This window comes from Streptomyces sp. LUP47B (assembly GCF_001746295.1).
GTDB lineage: Bacteria > Actinomycetota > Actinomycetes > Streptomycetales > Streptomycetaceae > Streptomyces.
The window spans coordinates 16,388-33,256 of sequence record NZ_MJAH01000022.1 but is presented as its reverse complement, the minus strand read 5'-3'; the positions used below and the strand labels follow the sequence as shown (position 1 = coordinate 33,256).

Sequence of the window (16,869 nt, the reverse complement as noted above, 5' to 3'; positions counted from 1 at the left end):
CCGCCGCCCCGGACGGCTCGACCTCTTCCAGACCATTGATCCGAAAGGGCTCCGTCCATCATGCCTGTCCGCCTCACGAACCGCCCGGTTTGCCACCACTGCGACGGCTTCCCCGTCGTCTCGATCACGACCGGCACCCGCCGCCTCGACGGCTCCCGCGTGACCCTGCGCGTCCTCTGCCCGGTCTGCCAGGGCACCGGCCACACCGCGGCCCCCGCCGGCCTTGCTCGGGCCGGGAGGTGACCGCCGTGCAGACCATCACCACTTCGGCGCACATTGAGCCGGAGACCCGCTTCCGCGTCACGCCGTTCGCCGACCGCATCAACCCCTTCGTCAGCCTCCGCATCGGCGGCGACTTCGTCGAACTTGCGCTGATCGCGCGTCTCGGCACCTCTGAAGCCCTGCGCAGCCTCGCCGCTGCGGCCATCGAAGCTGCCGGCGCGCTGGACGCCCTGGCCACCGACGCGGCGGAGGTGACCGACCGTGGCTGACCTCACCCCGAGCCCGGACAGCCCTGGCCTGCACGTCAGCAAGCCCTCTCCATCCGAGCCCGCCACCGCATCGGCCGTGTGCCACTGCGGCGCTTCCGCCACCGCCACGGGAGACGACGAGGTCAAGGCGCTGGTCGACGGCTACACCGCCAACCACGGCTCCGCCCACAGCAGGAGGTGACCACGTGACCGACACCGCCACCATGGCGGGCCTGGACCCGGCCACCCTCGCCGACGTGCTGAGGCTGGCCGGGTCTGACGGCTTCGACCGCATCCAAGACCAGATCCGCCGTACGGGCGGCTGCTCGGACCCGATTCACCTTCAGGGCTCGACGGTCACCCGCGACGCGGTCTCCGGACAGGTCCTGCACACCTACTCGACCGACACCGAACCCGGCGGGCGTCTCCGGGTCGCGTGTGGCAACCGACGGGCCTCCCGCTGCCCCTCGTGCGCCTGGACCTACGCCGGCGACACCTACCACCTCATCCGCGCCGGACTCGTCGGCGATCCCGCCAAGGGCACCCCGCCCACGATCCGGGATCACCCCCGCGTCTTCGCCACGCTCACCGCGCCCTCGTTCGGGCCTGTCCACAACCGCCCCGGCGATCGGCCCTGCCGCTGCGGCACCCGGCACGGCGAGGACGCACCGGAGCTTGGCACCCCGCTCGACCCCGCGTCGTACGACTACGCGGGCGCGGTGCTGTGGAACAACCACGCCTCCGAGCTGTGGCGCTACTTCACGATCTATCTGCGCCGCGAGATCGCCAAGCGGGCCGGGCTCACGCAGAAGGACGCACGGGAACAGTCCCGGGTCTCCTTCGGCAAGGTCGCCGAATACCAAAAGCGCGGCGCCGTGCACTTCCACGCGGTGATCCGCTTCGACGGACCGGACGGGCCCGACGATCCACCCCCGGCCTGGGCCACCCTCGACCTGCTCACCGACGCGATCCGGGCTGCCGCTGACCGCGTCACGGTCGACGTGCCCCCCGCCCGGCACCAGCCGGACCCGAACCAGCCGGCGATCACGCAACCGGCCCGCACGCTGAGGTGGGGAACTCAGCTCGACGTGCAGCCGATCGGTGCCTTCGGCCACGGCGAGGAGATCACCGAAGCTGCTGTTGCCTCCTACGTCGCCAAGTACGCCACCAAAGCAGCCGAGACCACCGGCACCGTCGACCGCCGCATAGGCAACAAAGAGGCCCTGGTGCTGCTCGGCGTGCCCGACCACCCCCGCCGGCTGATCGAAGCCTGCTTAGACCTCCACCCGCTCTACCCCGAGCGCAAGCTCCTGGACTGGGCTCACATGCTCGGTTTCCGCGGCCACTTCTCGACCAAGTCCCGCCGCTACTCGACCACGTTGGGCGCCCTCCGACAGGTCCGCGCCGACTACCGCGCCGCCCAACAGCGCGACGCCCTCGGCCTGCCCGACCCCGACGACGAAGAGGCAACCACGCTCACGCTCGCCCACTGGACCTACGCCGGCCACGGCCACACCCCCGGCGAATCCTGGCTCGCCGCCAACACCCGCCGCGACATCCAACGCAACCGCGAAACCGCCCGCGAAGAACTACCCGCCTTGCTCGAACTGGAAGGAATCGCCGCATGACTGATCGTCTCTTGGACGTGGCGGAGGTCGCCGTACGGCTCGGCACCTGGGAGGAGAGCGGGGAGCGCTTCCCGCGTCGCCTGATCGAAGAGCGCCGGATCGCCTTCGTCAAGGTCGGCCGCTACGTCCGGATCAAGGAGAGCGTCGTAGAGGCGTTCATTGAGGCCAACACCGTGCAGCCGCGTCGCCGTGGCGCTGCACTCCGGGGGGTGGCTGCCTGATGGCCAGTAAGCGACGACACTTCGGCCGTGTCCGCAAGCTCCCGTCCGGTCGCTACCAGGCCCGCTACGTCGGCCCTGACGGGCTGCTGAGGCCCGCCCCGGAGACCTTCGCAACCAAGCGGGACGCTGACGACTGGTTGGCCGACAAACAGACGGAAATGCGCCGTGGTGACTGGCACGATCCGGACGCCGGGAAGGTTCCGTTCGGCGAGTACGCCGCTGCCTGGATCAGGGAACGGGAGCTGACCACGACCACGCGTCAGCTCTACGGGTCGCTCTTGCGGCATCACCTCGCGCCCACCTTCGGGACGGTCAACGTCGCCGAGATCTCGCCCCCGCTGGTGCGTCGGTGGCGTGCCGACAAGCTCGCCGGCGGCACCGGTCCGACCACCGTTGCCAAGGCGTACGCCCTGATGCGCGCCATCCTGGGCACGGCTGTGGGAGACCTGCTGATCCGTCGCAACCCGTGCACGATCAAGGGGGCGAGCACCGTGCACACCCCGGAGCGGCCGACCGCGACCGTGCAGGAGATCTACGACCTGGCCGTCGCGATCCAGCCCCGCTACCGCGCGCTCGTGCTGATGGCCGGCTTCCTCGGTCTGCGCTGGGGCGAGCTGGTCGGACTGCACCGCCGGGACATCGATCTCGACCACGGAGCCGTTCGCGTCCGCCGTGCCGTCGCCGAACTGAACAACGGCCAGCGGGAGATCAAGGCACCCAAGAGCGCGGCGGGCAAGCGCACCGTGGCCATTCCGGCCGCGATCGTCCCGGAGATCCGCGCACACCTGGACCGGTACGCCGAACACGGCGCGGACGGCCGGGTGTTCATCGGACCCAAGGGTGCAACTCCGCGCCGCAACCACTTCAACCGGCTGTGGCGCAAGGCGTGTTCGGATGCCGGGATCAAGGGCCTGCACTTCCATGACCTTCGGCACACGGGCAACACCCTCGCCGCGTCGACCGGGGCCAGCACGCGGGAGCTGATGGCGCGCATGGGCCACAGCACCGCCCGCGCTGCGCTGATCTACCAGCACGCGAGCGCCGACCGTGACCGGCTGATCGCCGACGCCGTGAGCGGGCTCGTCGACAAGGGACTGAAGAAGGCGCGGAAGGCCAAGAAGAAGCAAGATCGAAAGCCCAAGGGGCACGCGGGGGACACGGAGAGCTGATCGGAACCCCCGGAAACGATCAGGGCCAGGCGGAGGATTGATCCTCTGACCTGGCCCTGAGTCGTATGGAGCGGGCGACGGGAATCGAACCCGCGTAGCTAGTTTGGAAGACTAGGGCTCTACCATTGAGCTACGCCCGCACAGCGCGCGCCGCGGTCGGGTGACCGACGGCACGGAAGCATCGTACCGGGTCGTCACCGCTCGTCGCACACCCCTTCCGCCCGTGCGCCCGACGGCACGGCTCCTGAGCGGGACTGCCGCCACCAGCACGCCGAGACGCGCGGAGCCGACGCGCCCCTCACAGCCCGGCGACCTTCACTGTCGCCCCCTCCGCGACCGGCCGCGCAGCCCCGGCTCTCGCATCGGCGCGCCCGAGAGTTCCCGGGCCGGTTCCGGGCCGGCTCCCGGCTCCGGCATGCCGCCGAGCGCGAGCGTGCCGCCCCACGAGGGACCCGCCGGGTGATACGGCGCGCCGTGGCGCCGTGCCGGGTCGGTCCTGGCACGGGGACGCGGGCCTCGCCGGGAGTTGGGTCCGTATCCGCCGGTGCCGCCCGGTGCGTCCCTGGCCGCGGCCCCTCGCCGTAGCGTGCGCGCACGGTCTGCGAGTCGCGAGGTCCGTCATCGCGCCCGTCCGGATGTCGGGGGCTGCCCCGGCGCGCCGCCCCCTCGCGGTGCGGCCGCCGACGGAGTGCACCCGGCTTCTGGCCTCGCCATCCGGTCCGCTTCCCTCGGGCGGGTCCCGCACGGCTCGGCCCCGAGGTCGGGGCGGTTCAGGTGGGCGGCGCCGGGCCCGGCCGGGCTGGTTTCGACACCCCCGGCGGGGTGTTCGTCGTAGCCGCGCGTGGGCCTGTTCCGAGCGGGGCTCGCGAAATGCGACAACCCCGCTGCCTGCGGGCATGTACCCTACGTGTCGCACCAGACGGGGTGTGGCGCAGCTTGGTAGCGCGTCCGCTTTGGGAGCGGAAGGCCGTGGGTTCAAATCCCGCCACCCCGACCACCTGCGCGATCACCTCGCGCGGCCGTACACAGTGATCGCCTTTGGGGCGTGTCGCCGCTGCCGTTACTATGCAAGCTGCACGCCCGTGTGCCTCATCCTCTGGATCTCCACTGGAAGTCCTCCGGGCGGCGAATCCGCCGGAGCCGCTCTGGCTCCGGCAGAAACCAAGAAGTCAGCCCCCAAGGAGACCGAACCGTGAAGAGCGCCGTGGAGACCCTGAACCCGACTCGGGTTCGGCTCAGCATCGAGGTGCCCTTCGAGGAGCTCAAGGACAGCCTCGACGCGGCGTACAAGAAGATCAACCAGCAGGTCACGGTGAAGGGCTTCCGGAAGGGCAAGATCCCGGCGCGCGTCATCGACCAGCGGTTCGGCCGCGGTGCGGTGCTGGAGGAGGCCGTCAACGACGCGCTTCCGAAGTTCTACACCGATGCGGTCAACGAGGCCGAGATCGACGTCCTCGGCCAGCCCGAGGTCGACATCACCGAGCTGAAGGACGGCGAGACGCTGAACTTCACCGCCGAGGTCGACGTCCGCCCGGCCATCGAGATCCCGGACTACTCCGGCATCGAGGTCGAGGTCGACGCGGTCGAGGTCAGCGACGAGGACGTCGACAAGGCCGTGACCGAGCTGCGTGAGCGCTTCGCCTCGACCTCCCCGGTCGAGCGCGCCGCCGAGGACGGCGACGTCATCACCATCGACCTGGAGGCCAAGGTCGAGGGCGAGGTGCTGGAGGACGGCGTCGCGAGCGGCGTCTCCTACACCATCGGCTCCGGCGAGCTGCTGGACGGCATCGACGACGCCGTGAAGGGCCTGGAGGCCGGTGGCGAGGCCACCTTCACCTCCGAGCTCAAGGGCGGCTCCGCGGCCGGCAAGGAGGCCGAGGTCACCGTCAAGGTCACCCAGGTCGCCGCCCGCGAACTGCCCGAGCTGGACGACGAGTTCGCGCAGCTCGCCTCCGAGTTCGACACCCTCGAGGAGCTCCGTGCGGACAGCCGCAAGCGCCTCGAGAACATGAAGCAGTACGACCAGGCCACCCAGGCCCAGGAGCGCGTCCTGGAGAAGCTCCTGGAGCTCGTCGAGGTGCCCGTCCCCGAGAAGCTGCTCGAGGACGAGATCAACACCCGCAAGCACAACCTGGAGCACCACCAGCTCGGCCAGATGGGCCTCGACCTCGAGAAGTACCTCGAGATCCAGGGCAAGACGGCCGAGGAGTTCGACACCGAGACCAAGGACGCCGCGGTCAAGGGCATCAAGACCCAGTTCGTGCTGGACGAGCTCGTCAAGCGCGAGAAGCTGAACGTCAACCAGGAGGAGCTCACCGAGCACCTCATGCGCCGCGCCGCCTCCTCCGGCATGTCCCCCGACCAGTTCGCCCAGGCGGTCGTCGAGGGCGGTCAGGTCCCGCTCCTCGTCGGCGAGGTCGCCCGCGGCAAGGCCCTGGCCGTCGTGGTCGAGGCCGCCACGGTCAAGGACACCAACGGCGAGGTCGTCGACCTGGAGGACGACGAGGACGAGACGGCCGAGACCGTCGAGACCGTCGAGGCCGCCTCCGAGGACGCCCCGGCCGAGGCCGAGGAGAAGACCGAGGGCTGAGCCCACGGCACCTTGCAGGTCGCAGGACGGGCCCCCGGGGACTTGTGTTCCCCGGGGGCCCGTCCCGTCGTACGGGGACGGCGTACGGGACGGCGGGCGGGCCCGGGGGCGCTACGCCCCCGGCGAACACCCCGCTTACCGGGATTCTCCGAAGGGACCAGCGCGTTAGGGTCCATAACTACGAGGGCAGGGAAGTCCCCGACTGCCCCAGCCCCGCACGGAACACGCAGGGAAACGTGAGACGGCCCGGCGCCGTCGTAAGACGAGCAGGTGGATACGTGACGAATCTGATGCCCTCCGCCGCCGGCGAGCCTTCCATCGGTGGTGGCCTCGGCGACCAGGTCTACAACCGGCTGCTCAACGAGCGGATCATCTTCCTCGGCCAGCCGGTCGACGACGACATCGCTAACAAGATCACCGCACAGTTGCTGCTCCTTGCCGCTGCGGACCCCGACAAGGACATCAACCTCTACATCAACAGCCCCGGCGGCTCGATCACGGCCGGCATGGCGATCTACGACACCATGCAGTTCATCAAGAACGACGTGATGACGATCGCGATGGGCCTCGCCGCCTCGATGGGCCAGTTCCTGCTCAGCGCGGGCACCCCGGGCAAGCGTTTCGCCCTCCCGAACGCCGAGATCCTGATCCACCAGCCCTCCGCCGGCCTGGCCGGCTCGGCCTCGGACATCAAGATCCACGCCGAGCGGCTGCTGCACACCAAGAAGCGCATGGCCGAGCTCACGGCCCAGCACACGGGTCAGACCGTGGAGCAGGTCACCCGTGACTCGGACCGGGACCGCTGGTTCGACCCCGAGGAGGCCAAGGAGTACGGCCTCATCGACGATGTCATCGCCACGGCTGCCGGTATCCCGGGCGGCGGCGGCACCGGGGCCTGAGCCCCGTAGAGCCCCTCAGCCGACCGCCTAAGCCCCTAGGAGACAGACAGTGAACGACTTCCCCGGCAGCGGCCTCTACGCCCGCACCGAGGCCGAGTACACCGGCCCGCGCGCCGAGTCCCGCTATGTGATCCCCCGCTTCGTCGAGCGCACCTCGCAGGGCATCCGCGAGTACGACCCGTACGCGAAGCTCTTCGAGGAGCGCGTGATCTTCCTCGGCGTGCAGATCGACGATGCCTCCGCCAACGACGTCATGGCGCAGCTGCTGTGCCTGGAGTCGATGGACCCCGACCGGGACATCTCCGTCTACATCAACAGCCCCGGTGGCTCCTTCACCGCGCTGACCGCGATCTACGACACGATGCAGTTCGTGAAGCCGGACATCCAGACGGTCTGCATGGGGCAGGCGGCCTCCGCCGCCGCGATCCTGCTGGCCGCCGGTACGCCCGGCAAGCGCATGGCGCTGCCCAACGCGCGCGTGCTGATCCACCAGCCCTACAGCGAGACCGGCCGCGGCCAGGTCTCCGACCTGGAGATCGCCGCCAACGAGATCCTCCGGATGCGCGCGCAGCTGGAAGACCTGCTGGCCAAGCACTCCACCACGCCGATCGAGAAGATCCGCGAGGACATCGAGCGCGACAAGATCCTCACGGCCGACGACGCCCTGGCGTACGGCCTGATCGATCAGATCATCTCCACCCGGAAGATGAACAACGCCGCCGTCCGATGACGCGGACCCCGTAGGATATGCCGCCCCTTGGCACAGTGCACGTCAAAGTGAACCCTGCCAAGGGGGGCCCGAACGGGGGGCCCGGCAAGGTACCGTCGGACATAAGGCAGCACCAGGAGCCGCTGGACCTAGGCGTCTCCCAGGCGAAGGGGAAGCACACCGTGGCACGCATCGGTGACGGCGGCGATCTGCTCAAGTGCTCGTTCTGCGGCAAGAGCCAGAAGCAGGTCAAGAAGCTCATCGCAGGGCCTGGTGTGTACATCTGCGACGAGTGCATCGATCTCTGCAACGAGATCATCGAGGAGGAACTCGCGGAGACGAGCGAGGTGCGCTGGGAGGAACTCCCCAAGCCCCGCGAGATCTACGAGTTCCTGGAGGGCTACGTGGTGGGCCAGGAGTCGGCCAAGAAGGCCCTCTCCGTGGCGGTGTACAACCACTACAAGCGCGTCCAGGCTGGCGAGAACGGCGGCGGCAGCCGAGACGACGCGATCGAGTTGGCGAAGTCCAACATCCTCCTGCTGGGCCCCACGGGCTCCGGCAAGACACTCCTCGCGCAGACGCTGGCCCGCATGCTGAACGTCCCGTTCGCGATCGCCGACGCGACAGCGCTCACCGAGGCGGGATACGTCGGCGAGGACGTCGAGAACATCCTGCTGAAGCTGATCCAGGCGGCCGACTACGACGTCAAGAAGGCCGAGACCGGGATCATCTACATCGACGAGATCGACAAGGTCGCGCGCAAGAGTGAAAACCCGTCGATCACGCGGGACGTGAGCGGCGAGGGCGTGCAGCAGGCGCTCCTGAAGATCCTCGAGGGCACCACGGCCTCCGTGCCGCCGCAGGGCGGACGCAAGCACCCGCACCAGGAGTTCATCCAGATCGACACGACGAACGTCCTGTTCATCGTGGGCGGTGCCTTCGCGGGCCTGGAGAAGCTCATCGAGTCCCGCGCGGGCGCCAAGGGCATCGGCTTCGGCGCGACGATCCGCTCCAAGCGCGAGCTCGAGGCCAAGGACCAGTTCGAGGACGTCATGCCCGAGGACCTGGTCAAGTTCGGCATGATCCCCGAGTTCATCGGCCGTCTCCCGGTCATCACGAGCGTGCACAACCTGGACCGGGAAGCCCTCCTCCAGATCCTGGTCGAGCCGCGCAACGCGCTCGTCAAGCAGTACCAGCGCCTCTTCGAACTCGACGGAGTGGAGCTGGACTTCGAGCGCGAGGCACTGGAAGCCATCGCCGACCAGGCCATCCTCCGCCAGACCGGCGCGCGAGGCCTGCGCGCCATCATGGAAGAGGTCCTCCAGGGCGTCATGTACGAGATCCCGTCCCGCAAGGACGTGGCCCGCGTCGTCATCACGGCGGACGTCGTCCACTCCAACGTGAACCCGACCCTGATCCCGAGGGACGCCCGCGGGCGCGGCCCCGGCGAGCAGAAGACGGCGTAACGACACAGGACATGCGAAGGGGCCCCGGTCAACCGACCGGGGCCCCTTCGCATGTCGAGTCCTGACCGTCAGGCCTTGACGCGAACTTCCTTGCGGAGCTTGGCCGTCATGTCGGCCGCGCCCGACAGGTCCGCCGTCTTTCCGGCCATGGCGTCCGCCATGTCGATCGGGATGACCACACCCAGCGTGCTGTGGTCGCCCCAGATGCACACCGGCATGCTGATCGAGCTCGGACCGGAGCCGGAGCTGTCGGAGACCTTCGTCTCCTGGCACTTGAGGACCGCGCCGTCGAGACCGGCAGGCGTGTACGCCTTCGGGCTGCCGACGGCCTCCCCCTCGGAGTCCTTCTCGGCGCTCTTCTTCATCTCGCCGAACATGGCGTCGACGACCTTCTCGGGGTCGTCGATGTCGCCGTAGACGCCCATGAAGTTGACCATCTTCATGGCCAGGTAATTGGTCGCGTCACCGGACTGGTAGGTGGCGTTCACGTCCTTGGCGTTCTTCACGCCGTGCTTCTCGGCGTCCTTGACGTCGTCCGAGCTGAAGCCGTCGCCGTCGGCGCTCGCGGACTTCTTGTAGTCGGTGAGGACCGTGGCCGGCGTGGTCAGCGTGTGCGCCCCGTCGTCCGCGATGTCCGAACCGCCGCCGCCGTTGCCGCCCCCGCCGATCACGAGATACGCCCCCACCGCGATCGCGGCCACGACCGCCACCGCGCCGATGATGATGCCGACCTTCTTGCCGTTGCCGCCGCCCGGCGGCGGGGGCTGCGGGACGCCGTAGGGGGCCTGGCCGTACGGCGGCTGCTGGCCGTACGGGGCCTGCTGGCCGTAGGGAGCCTGCGGCTGGCCGTACGGCGGGGTCTGCGGCGGCACCCCGCCCTGCTGCGGATAGCCGTAACCCGGCTGCTGCGCGGGCTGCTGGGGCGGCGGGGGCTGCTGGGGGTAGCCGTAGCCGGGCTGGGGCGCCTGCGGCGGCTGGCCGTAGGGGCCCGGCTGGCCGTACGGCCCGGGCTGCTGCGGCTGACCGGGCTGCTGGGGCTGCCCGTACGGGCCCGGCTGGTTGTGACTCATCTCTGGGTTCCCCTCCAGATGTTTATGTGTTCCCGACATCCTGGCTCAGGGACAGGCGGCACACGGCATCGGGGCCCCCACCGTTACAGAGCAAACACGTTTCGGGACACGCCCGCGACACCCCTAAACTGGGCCCGTGACCGAGAACGCTCAGCAGCAGCCCACAGCGCCCATCACCGAACTGCCGACCCAGTACACGCCGGCCGAGGTAGAGGGGACGCTGTACGAGCGCTGGGTGGAGAAGGGTTACTTCACCGCCGACGCGAAGAGCGACAAGCCCCCGTACACCATCGTCATCCCGCCGCCGAACGTCACCGGCTCCCTCCACCTGGGCCACGCCTTCCAGCACACGCTCATGGACGCCCTGACGCGCCGCAAGCGCATGCAGGGCTACGAGGCCCTGTGGCTGCCGGGCATGGACCACGCCGGTATCGCCACCCAGAACAAGGTCGAGCAGCAGCTCGCCGAGGAGGGCAAGTCCCGGCACGACCTGGGGCGCGAGGAGTTCGTCGACCGCGTCTGGCAGTGGAAGGAGGAGTACGGCGGCCGGATCCTCGGCCAGATGCGTCGCCTCGGTGACGGCGTCGACTGGAGCCGCGAGCGCTTCACGATGGACGAGGGCCTCTCCAAGGCCGTCCTCACCATCTTCAAGCGGCTCTACGAGGACGAGCTGATCTACCGCGCCGAGCGCATCATCAACTGGTGCCCGCGCTGTCTGACGGCCATCTCCGACATCGAGGTGGAATACCAGGAGGACGCTGGCGAGTTGGTCTCCATCCGCTACGGCGAGGGCGAGGACAGCCTCGTCGTCGCGACCACGCGCGCGGAGACGATGCTCGGTGACACGGCCGTCGCCGTCCACCCCGACGACGAGCGGTACCAGCACCTCATCGGCAAGCAGATCAAGCTCCCGCTCACCGACCGCACCATCCCGGTCGTCGCCGACACCCACGTCGACCCGGCGTTCGGCACGGGCGCGGTCAAGGTGACCCCGGCGCACGACCCGAACGACTTCGAGATCGGCCGCCGTCACGACCTGCCGTCCCTGACGATCATGGACGAGCACGGCGTCATCACCGTGCACGGCCCCTTCCTCGGCCTGGACCGCTTCGAGGCCCGCTCGACCGTCGTCGGCGCCCTCAAGGAGCAGGGGCGCATCGTCGCCGAGAAGCGCCCCTACATGCACTCCGTGGGCCACTGCTCGCGCTGCAAGACCACGGTCGAGCCGCGCCTGTCCATGCAGTGGTGGGTCAAGGTCGGCCCGCTCGCCAAGGCGGCCGGCGACGCGGTCCGCGACGGCCGCGTCAAGATCCACCCCGAGGACATGTCGAAGCGCTACTTCGACTGGGTCGACAACATGCACGACTGGTGCATCTCGCGCCAGCTGTGGTGGGGCCACCGCATCCCGATCTGGTACGGCCCGGACGGCGAGGTCGTCTGCGTGGGACCCGACGAGGAGCCGCCCACCGGCGAGGGCTGGACCCAGGACTCCGACGTCCTGGACACCTGGTTCTCCTCCGGCCTGTGGCCGTTCTCCACGCTCGGCTGGCCCGAACAGACCGAGGACCTGCGGAAGTTCTATCCGACCGACGTCCTGCTCACCGGGCACGACATCATCTTCTTCTGGGTCGCCAGGATGATGATGTTCGGCCTCTACGCCATGGACGGCCAGGTCCCCTTCCACACCATCGCGCTGACCGGCCTGGTCCGCGACGAGTTCGGCAAGAAGATGTCGAAGTCGAACCCGAACGCGGTGGACCCGCTGGTCTGGATGGACGCCTACGGCTCCGACGCCGTGCGCTTCACCCTCGCCAACGGCGCCAACCCGGGCGCGGACGTGCCGATCGGCGAGGACTGGGTCAAGGCGTCCCGCAACTTCACCAACAAGATCTGGAACGCCACCCGTTTCGCGCTCATGAACGGCGCCACGGTCGAGGGCCCGCTGCCGGACGCCTCGCAGATGTCGGCGACGGACCGCTGGATCCTCTCCCGCCTCAACACCACGGTCGCCCAGGTCGACGCGTACTACGACGACTACCAGTTCGCCAAACTCGCCGACGCGCTCTACCACTTCGCGTGGGACGAGGTCTTCGACTGGTACGTCGAGCTGTCGAAGACGACGTTCTTCGCGGGCGGCGAGCAGGCCAGGGTCTCCGGGCGGGTCCTCGGTGAGGTCCTCGACGTGACGCTGCGGCTGCTGCACCCGGTCATCCCGTTCGTGACGGACGCCCTGTGGACCACGCTGACCGGCGGCGAGTCCCTGGTCATCGGCGAGTGGCCGGCCGACAGCGGCTTCCGCGACAAGGACGCCGAACTCGAGATCGAGCTGGTCCAGCGGGTCGTCACCGAGGTCCGCCGGTTCCGCAAGGACCAGGGCCTGAAGGACGGCCAGAAGGTCCCCGCCCGGCTGGAGCTCGGCGGCACCGCCCTCGCGCCCCACGAGGCCGCCATCCGTCAACTCCTGCGCCTCCAGCCGGAGGCGGAGGGCTTCGCGGCCACGGCGACCCTGCCGGTCGCGGGCGCCACGGTCGCGCTCGACCTGTCCGGCACGATCGACGTGGCGGCGGAACGCAAGCGCCTCGCGAAGGACCTGGCGGCGGCCGAGAAGGAGAAGGCCCAGGCCAACGCCAAGCTCGGCAACGAAGCGTTCCTCGCGAAGGCCCCGGACAACGTGGTGGACAAGATCCGCGGCCGCCTGACCAAGGCGGACGAGGACATCGCGAGGATCAAGGCTCAGCTGGACGGCTTGCCTCAGGCGTAGCGCTCCGCGGGCCCCGGGGTCGTCTGGACTCCGGGGCCTGTGGTTTTCAGGGGTGCGGGGCTGTATCGATATGCGGCTCCGCCGCGTGGGCGCGACCAGCCCCCATGCTCCCGCAGCCGCCCGCGAAGACCAGCCACCCCACTCCGTGGGCATTCTGTCGGTCGCCCTCCGTAGACTGACTGCGTGAGTGACAGCGACCCCTTCGACGAGATCATCGCCAACGAGACCGACCGCGACCCCGACCTCGCGGTCATCGAGGCCGGCAGCCGCACCCTGCGCACCCAGGGCGCCCCGCCGGAGGCCGACGTGCCCGGACGCCCTGAGGACCCGGAGGTCGACAAGGCCCTGCGCACGGTCGAGGCGGAGCTCGCCGGCCGCTGGGGCGAGACCAAGCTGGAGCCCTCGGTCAGCCGCATCGCCGCGCTGATGGACGTCCTGGGCGAGCCGCAGCGGTCGTACCCCTCGATCCACATCACGGGGACGAACGGCAAGACCTCCACGGCCCGCATGATCGAGGCCCTCCTCAGCGCCTTCGAACTGCGCACGGGCCGGTACACCAGCCCCCACGTCCAGTCGATCACCGAGCGCATCAGCCTGGACGGCGCCCCGATCCCGGCCGAGCGGTTCATCGAGACGTACGAGGACATCAAGCCGTACGTCGAGATGGTCGACGGGCAGCAGCCGTACCGGTTGTCCTTCTTCGAGGTGCTGACCGGCATGGCGTACGCCGCCTTCGCGGACGCGCCCGTCGACGTGGCCGTCGTGGAGGTCGGCATGGGCGGCTCGTGGGACGCCACCAACGTCATCGACGGCGATGTCGCCGTGGTCACCTCCATCGACCTGGACCACACCGACCGGCTCGGCGAGACGCACGCGGCGATCGCCGGCGAGAAGGCCGGGATCATCAAGCAGGACGCGACCGTCATCCTGGCCCAGCAGCCGGTCGACGCGGCCCAGGTGCTGCTGAAGAAGGCCGTCGAGGTCGACGCCACCGTCGCGCGCGAGGGCCTGGAGTTCGGGATCGTCTCGCGTCAGGTCGCCGTGGGCGGCCAACTGGTCACCCTGCGCGGCCTCGGCGGCGAGTACGAAGAGGTGTACCTGCCGCTGCACGGCCCCTACCAGGCGCACAACGCGGCCGTGGCGCTCGCCGCCGTGGAGGCGTTCTTCGGCGTGGGCGCCCAGCGCCAGGACCGCCTCGACATCGACACCGTCCGCAAGGCCTTCGCGGCCGTCTCCTCCCCGGGCCGCCTCGAAGTCGTACGGCGTTCCCCGACCGTCGTCCTGGACGCCGCCCACAACCCGGCGGGCGCCCGCGCCACCGCCGAGGCGGTCGGCGAGGCCTTCGACTTCAGCCGGCTCATCGGCGTGGTGGGCGCGAGCGGCGACAAGAACGTACGGGGGCTGCTCGAGGCCTTCGAGCCGATCTTCGCCGAGGTCGTGATCACGCAGAACTCCAGCCACCGCGCGATGGACTCCGACGAGCTCGCCGCGATCGCCGTCGAGGTGTTCGGCGAGGACCGCGTGCAGGTCGAACCGCGGCTGCCGGACGCGCTGGAGGAGGCGATCACGCTGGCCGAGGAGGACGGCGAGTTCGCGGGCGGCGGAGTACTCGTCACCGGGTCGGTCATCACGGTCGGCGAGGCCCGGCTGCTGCTGGGAAGGGGCTGAGTCCCGAGCATGCGCACGCTCTGTGCTTCCACGCTGATCGGCGAGTTGTTCGTCATCGGCTTCGCCGGACTGGTCGCGATGAAGGACCCCGACCTGGCCACCTCCACGGTGTGGACGGTCAGCGGCATCGCCATGTTCCTGTGCCTCGCGCTGTGCGGGGTGGTGACCCGGCCCGGCGGCGTCGCCCTCGGCTGGGCGCTCCAGATCGCCCTGATCGCCTCCGGGTTCGTCATCCCGACCATGTTCTTCATGGGCGCGATCTTCGCGGCACTGTGGTGGGCCTCCGTGCACTACGGCCGGAAGATCGACGAGGCCAAGGCGAGATTCGCCGCCCAGGCCGACTCAGCCGCACCTGACGCTGTGTGACGAGCGCACCGACACGCCCTGTAATCTCGTCCCACCGCACATGTCAGCAGGCAAGGAGCCCCTCGTGAGCCAGCGCACCCTCGTCCTCCTCAAGCCCGACGCCGTCCGTCGTGGCCTGACCGGCGAGATCATCAGCCGAATCGAGCGCAAGGCCGGCTGGCAGATCACCGCGCTGGAGCTGCGCACCCTGGACCAGGACACGCTGGAGCAGCACTACGGCGAGCACAAGGGCAAGCCCTTCTACGAGCCGCTGGTGGAGTTCATGGCCTCCGGTCCGGTCGTCGCGCTGATCGTCGAGGGCGAGCGGGTCATCGAGGGCGTCCGCGCGCTGGCCGGCCCGACCGACCCGATCGCCGCCGCGCCCGGCTCCATCCGCGGCGACTTCGGCGTCATCGTCCGCGAGAACCTGATCCACGCCTCCGACTCGGAGGAGTCCGCCGAGCGCGAGGTGAAGATCTTCTTCCCCGGGCGCGCATAGGGTTTCGTGCGTAGGTTCAGTGGCATTTTCTGACAAACTGTCAGTTCATCCGCCCGTCTGACCTGGGACGGCCGTACATTTTCGGCCGTCCTTTGGCATATGCGTGCCGATCGGGGGAACGAGTGCCCCCTATGGACCGTCTCCACAAGCGGGGCGGCTTTACATCTGCTGACAATGGCGAAGACCCTCGCGCAGTGTTCGTGCAGGCGCGTCTACGATGGAAGCCTTCACGTCACAGCACCCACTTCGCCGACCTGAAAAGCCCTCGAAAGCTCCCGGGAAGGCCAGACGAATCCTGATGGGGAACTCAATGTCGTTCATCGGCCGTGACATGGCTGTCGACCTCGGGACCGCCAACACGCTGGTGTACGTCAGGGGTCGCGGGATCGTACTCAACGAGCCGTCCGTCGTCGCGATCAACACCAACACCGGTGGCATCCTCGCGGTCGGCGCCGAAGCGAAGAAGATGATCGGGCGGACCCCCGGCAACATCGTTGCCGTGCGGCCGCTGAAGGACGGCGTGATCGCCGACTTCGAGATCACCGAGCGGATGCTCCGCTACTTCATTCTGAAGATCCACAAGCGGCGGTATCTCGCGAGGCCGCGCGTCGTCGTGTGTGTCCCCTCGGGCATCACCGGCGTCGAGCGCCGCGCCGTCATCGAGGCGTCGTCCCAGGCCGGCGCCCGCCAGGTGCACATCATCGAGGAGCCCATGGCGGCCGCCATTGGTTCCGGCCTGCCGGTCCACGAGGCCACGGGCAACATGGTGGTGGACATCGGCGGCGGCACCACGGAGGTCGCGGTCATCTCCCTCGGCGGCATCGTCACCGCCCAGTCCATCCGCGTCGCGGGTGACGAACTGGACAACGCGATCATCCAGCACATCAAGAAGGAGTACTCCCTCCTTCTGGGTGAGCGGACGGCCGAGCAGATCAAGATCACGATCGGTTCGGCGTACGACCTCGACGCTGACGAGCACACCGAAATCCGCGGCCGGGACCTCGTCTCCGGGCTGCCCAAGACCGTCGTCATCTCGGCCGCCGAGGTCCGCAAGGCGATCGAGGAGCCCGTCAACGCGATCGTCGACGCCGTCAAGACGACCCTGGACAAGTGCCCGCCGGAGCTCTCCGGCGACATCATGGACCGCGGCATCGTCCTCACCGGCGGTGGCGCCCTGCTGCGCGGACTCGACGAGCGGCTGCGCCGGGAGACCGGCATGCCGATCCACATCGCCGAGGACCCGCTGGACAGCGTGGCGCTCGGATCCGGGAAGTGCGTCGAGGAGTTCGAGGCGCTTCAGCAGGTGCTGGACGCCCAGCCGCGCAGATGACGTAACTCTTCGATTCCGCCGTACGAGATGATCTCCTCTCGTGC

The 16,869-nt window shown here is 69.2% G+C and carries 16 protein-coding genes and 2 tRNA genes; 16 read left to right on the top strand and 2 right to left on the bottom strand.

All coding sequences use genetic code 11. The features are described 5' to 3' along the window. The first annotated feature begins 60 nt into the window (after positions 1-60). The 6 genes from BFN33_RS43120 to BFN33_RS43095 are packed head-to-tail and all read left to right on the top strand — an operon-like array spanning position 61 to position 3,488. Positions 61-243, top strand: coding sequence for a hypothetical protein (locus BFN33_RS43120; RefSeq protein WP_069765684.1), 183 nt, complete (start codon positions 61-63; stop codon positions 241-243). A 5-nt stretch (positions 244-248) separates the two neighbouring features. Continuing rightward, the gene (locus BFN33_RS43115; protein WP_141758059.1) at positions 249-491 is read left to right on the top strand and encodes a hypothetical protein; all 243 of its coding nucleotides are present in this window, start codon (positions 249-251) and stop codon (positions 489-491) included. Beyond that, entirely contained in the window at positions 484-672 is a 189-nt protein-coding gene (locus BFN33_RS43110) for a hypothetical protein (protein WP_069765682.1), read from the top strand. Before BFN33_RS43115 ends, BFN33_RS43110 begins: the two co-directional genes overlap by 8 nt. Before the next feature lie 4 nt (positions 673-676). Beyond that, entirely contained in the window at positions 677-2,098 is a 1,422-nt protein-coding gene (gene repSA, locus BFN33_RS43105) for a replication initiator protein RepSA (protein WP_069765681.1), read from the top strand. Then, complete coding sequence (locus tag BFN33_RS43100; RefSeq protein WP_069765680.1) at positions 2,095-2,319, top strand: excisionase family DNA-binding protein; 225 nt, start codon at positions 2,095-2,097, stop codon at positions 2,317-2,319. The genes repSA and BFN33_RS43100 overlap by 4 nt, the downstream gene beginning before the upstream one ends. Beyond that, the gene (locus BFN33_RS43095) at positions 2,319-3,488 is read left to right on the top strand and encodes a site-specific integrase (protein WP_069765679.1); all 1,170 of its coding nucleotides are present in this window, start codon (positions 2,319-2,321) and stop codon (positions 3,486-3,488) included. Before BFN33_RS43100 ends, BFN33_RS43095 begins: the two co-directional genes overlap by 1 nt. Before the next feature lie 66 nt (positions 3,489-3,554). Here BFN33_RS43095 and BFN33_RS43090 read toward each other — a convergent pair. Next, positions 3,555-3,628 (bottom strand) — tRNA-Gly (locus BFN33_RS43090). A gap of 780 nt (positions 3,629-4,408) precedes the next feature. Here BFN33_RS43090 and BFN33_RS43085 point away from each other — a divergent pair. From BFN33_RS43085 to clpX, 5 genes are all read left to right on the top strand, one after another. Next, positions 4,409-4,485, top strand: a tRNA-Pro gene (locus BFN33_RS43085). A 195-nt stretch (positions 4,486-4,680) separates the two neighbouring features. Beyond that, positions 4,681-6,078, top strand: coding sequence for a trigger factor (gene tig, locus BFN33_RS43080; protein ID WP_069765678.1), 1,398 nt, complete (start codon positions 4,681-4,683; stop codon positions 6,076-6,078). Between the two features lie 290 nt (positions 6,079-6,368). Next, positions 6,369-6,977: an ATP-dependent Clp protease proteolytic subunit gene (locus tag BFN33_RS43075; protein WP_059205342.1), complete on the top strand. Its 609-nt coding sequence runs from the start codon at positions 6,369-6,371 to the stop codon at positions 6,975-6,977. A gap of 49 nt (positions 6,978-7,026) precedes the next feature. After that, positions 7,027-7,707 (top strand): ATP-dependent Clp protease proteolytic subunit, encoded by a 681-nt coding sequence (locus BFN33_RS43070; RefSeq protein WP_020136160.1) that lies wholly within the window; start codon positions 7,027-7,029, stop codon positions 7,705-7,707. 161 nt (positions 7,708-7,868) lie between these two features. Continuing rightward, entirely contained in the window at positions 7,869-9,152 is a 1,284-nt protein-coding gene (gene clpX / locus BFN33_RS43065) for an ATP-dependent Clp protease ATP-binding subunit ClpX (protein WP_069765677.1), read from the top strand. Between the two features lie 68 nt (positions 9,153-9,220). On the opposite strand, the gene BFN33_RS43060 is transcribed toward clpX, so the two are convergent. Next, positions 9,221-10,222: a hypothetical protein gene (locus tag BFN33_RS43060; RefSeq protein WP_069765676.1), complete on the bottom strand. Its 1,002-nt coding sequence runs from the start codon at positions 10,220-10,222 to the stop codon at positions 9,221-9,223. Positions 10,223-10,358: 136 nt separating this feature from the next. Here BFN33_RS43060 and BFN33_RS43055 point away from each other — a divergent pair, with 136 nt between their 5' ends. From BFN33_RS43055 to BFN33_RS43035, 5 genes are all read left to right on the top strand, one after another. Continuing rightward, positions 10,359-12,983: a valine--tRNA ligase gene (locus BFN33_RS43055; protein WP_069765675.1), complete on the top strand. Its 2,625-nt coding sequence runs from the start codon at positions 10,359-10,361 to the stop codon at positions 12,981-12,983. A gap of 183 nt (positions 12,984-13,166) precedes the next feature. Further along, positions 13,167-14,651 (top strand): folylpolyglutamate synthase/dihydrofolate synthase family protein, encoded by a 1,485-nt coding sequence (locus BFN33_RS43050; RefSeq protein WP_069765674.1) that lies wholly within the window; start codon positions 13,167-13,169, stop codon positions 14,649-14,651. A gap of 9 nt (positions 14,652-14,660) precedes the next feature. After that, positions 14,661-15,017 carry a DUF4233 domain-containing protein gene (locus BFN33_RS43045; RefSeq protein WP_069765673.1) on the top strand — a complete coding sequence of 119 codons (357 nt, stop codon included), beginning with the start codon at positions 14,661-14,663 and terminating at the stop codon, positions 15,015-15,017. A gap of 64 nt (positions 15,018-15,081) precedes the next feature. Continuing rightward, positions 15,082-15,495, top strand: coding sequence for a nucleoside-diphosphate kinase (gene ndk / locus BFN33_RS43040; protein ID WP_059205347.1), 414 nt, complete (start codon positions 15,082-15,084; stop codon positions 15,493-15,495). Positions 15,496-15,805: 310 nt separating this feature from the next. Then, the gene (locus BFN33_RS43035) at positions 15,806-16,825 is read left to right on the top strand and encodes a rod shape-determining protein (protein ID WP_004931372.1); all 1,020 of its coding nucleotides are present in this window, start codon (positions 15,806-15,808) and stop codon (positions 16,823-16,825) included. The last annotated feature ends 44 nt before the right edge of the window (positions 16,826-16,869 follow it).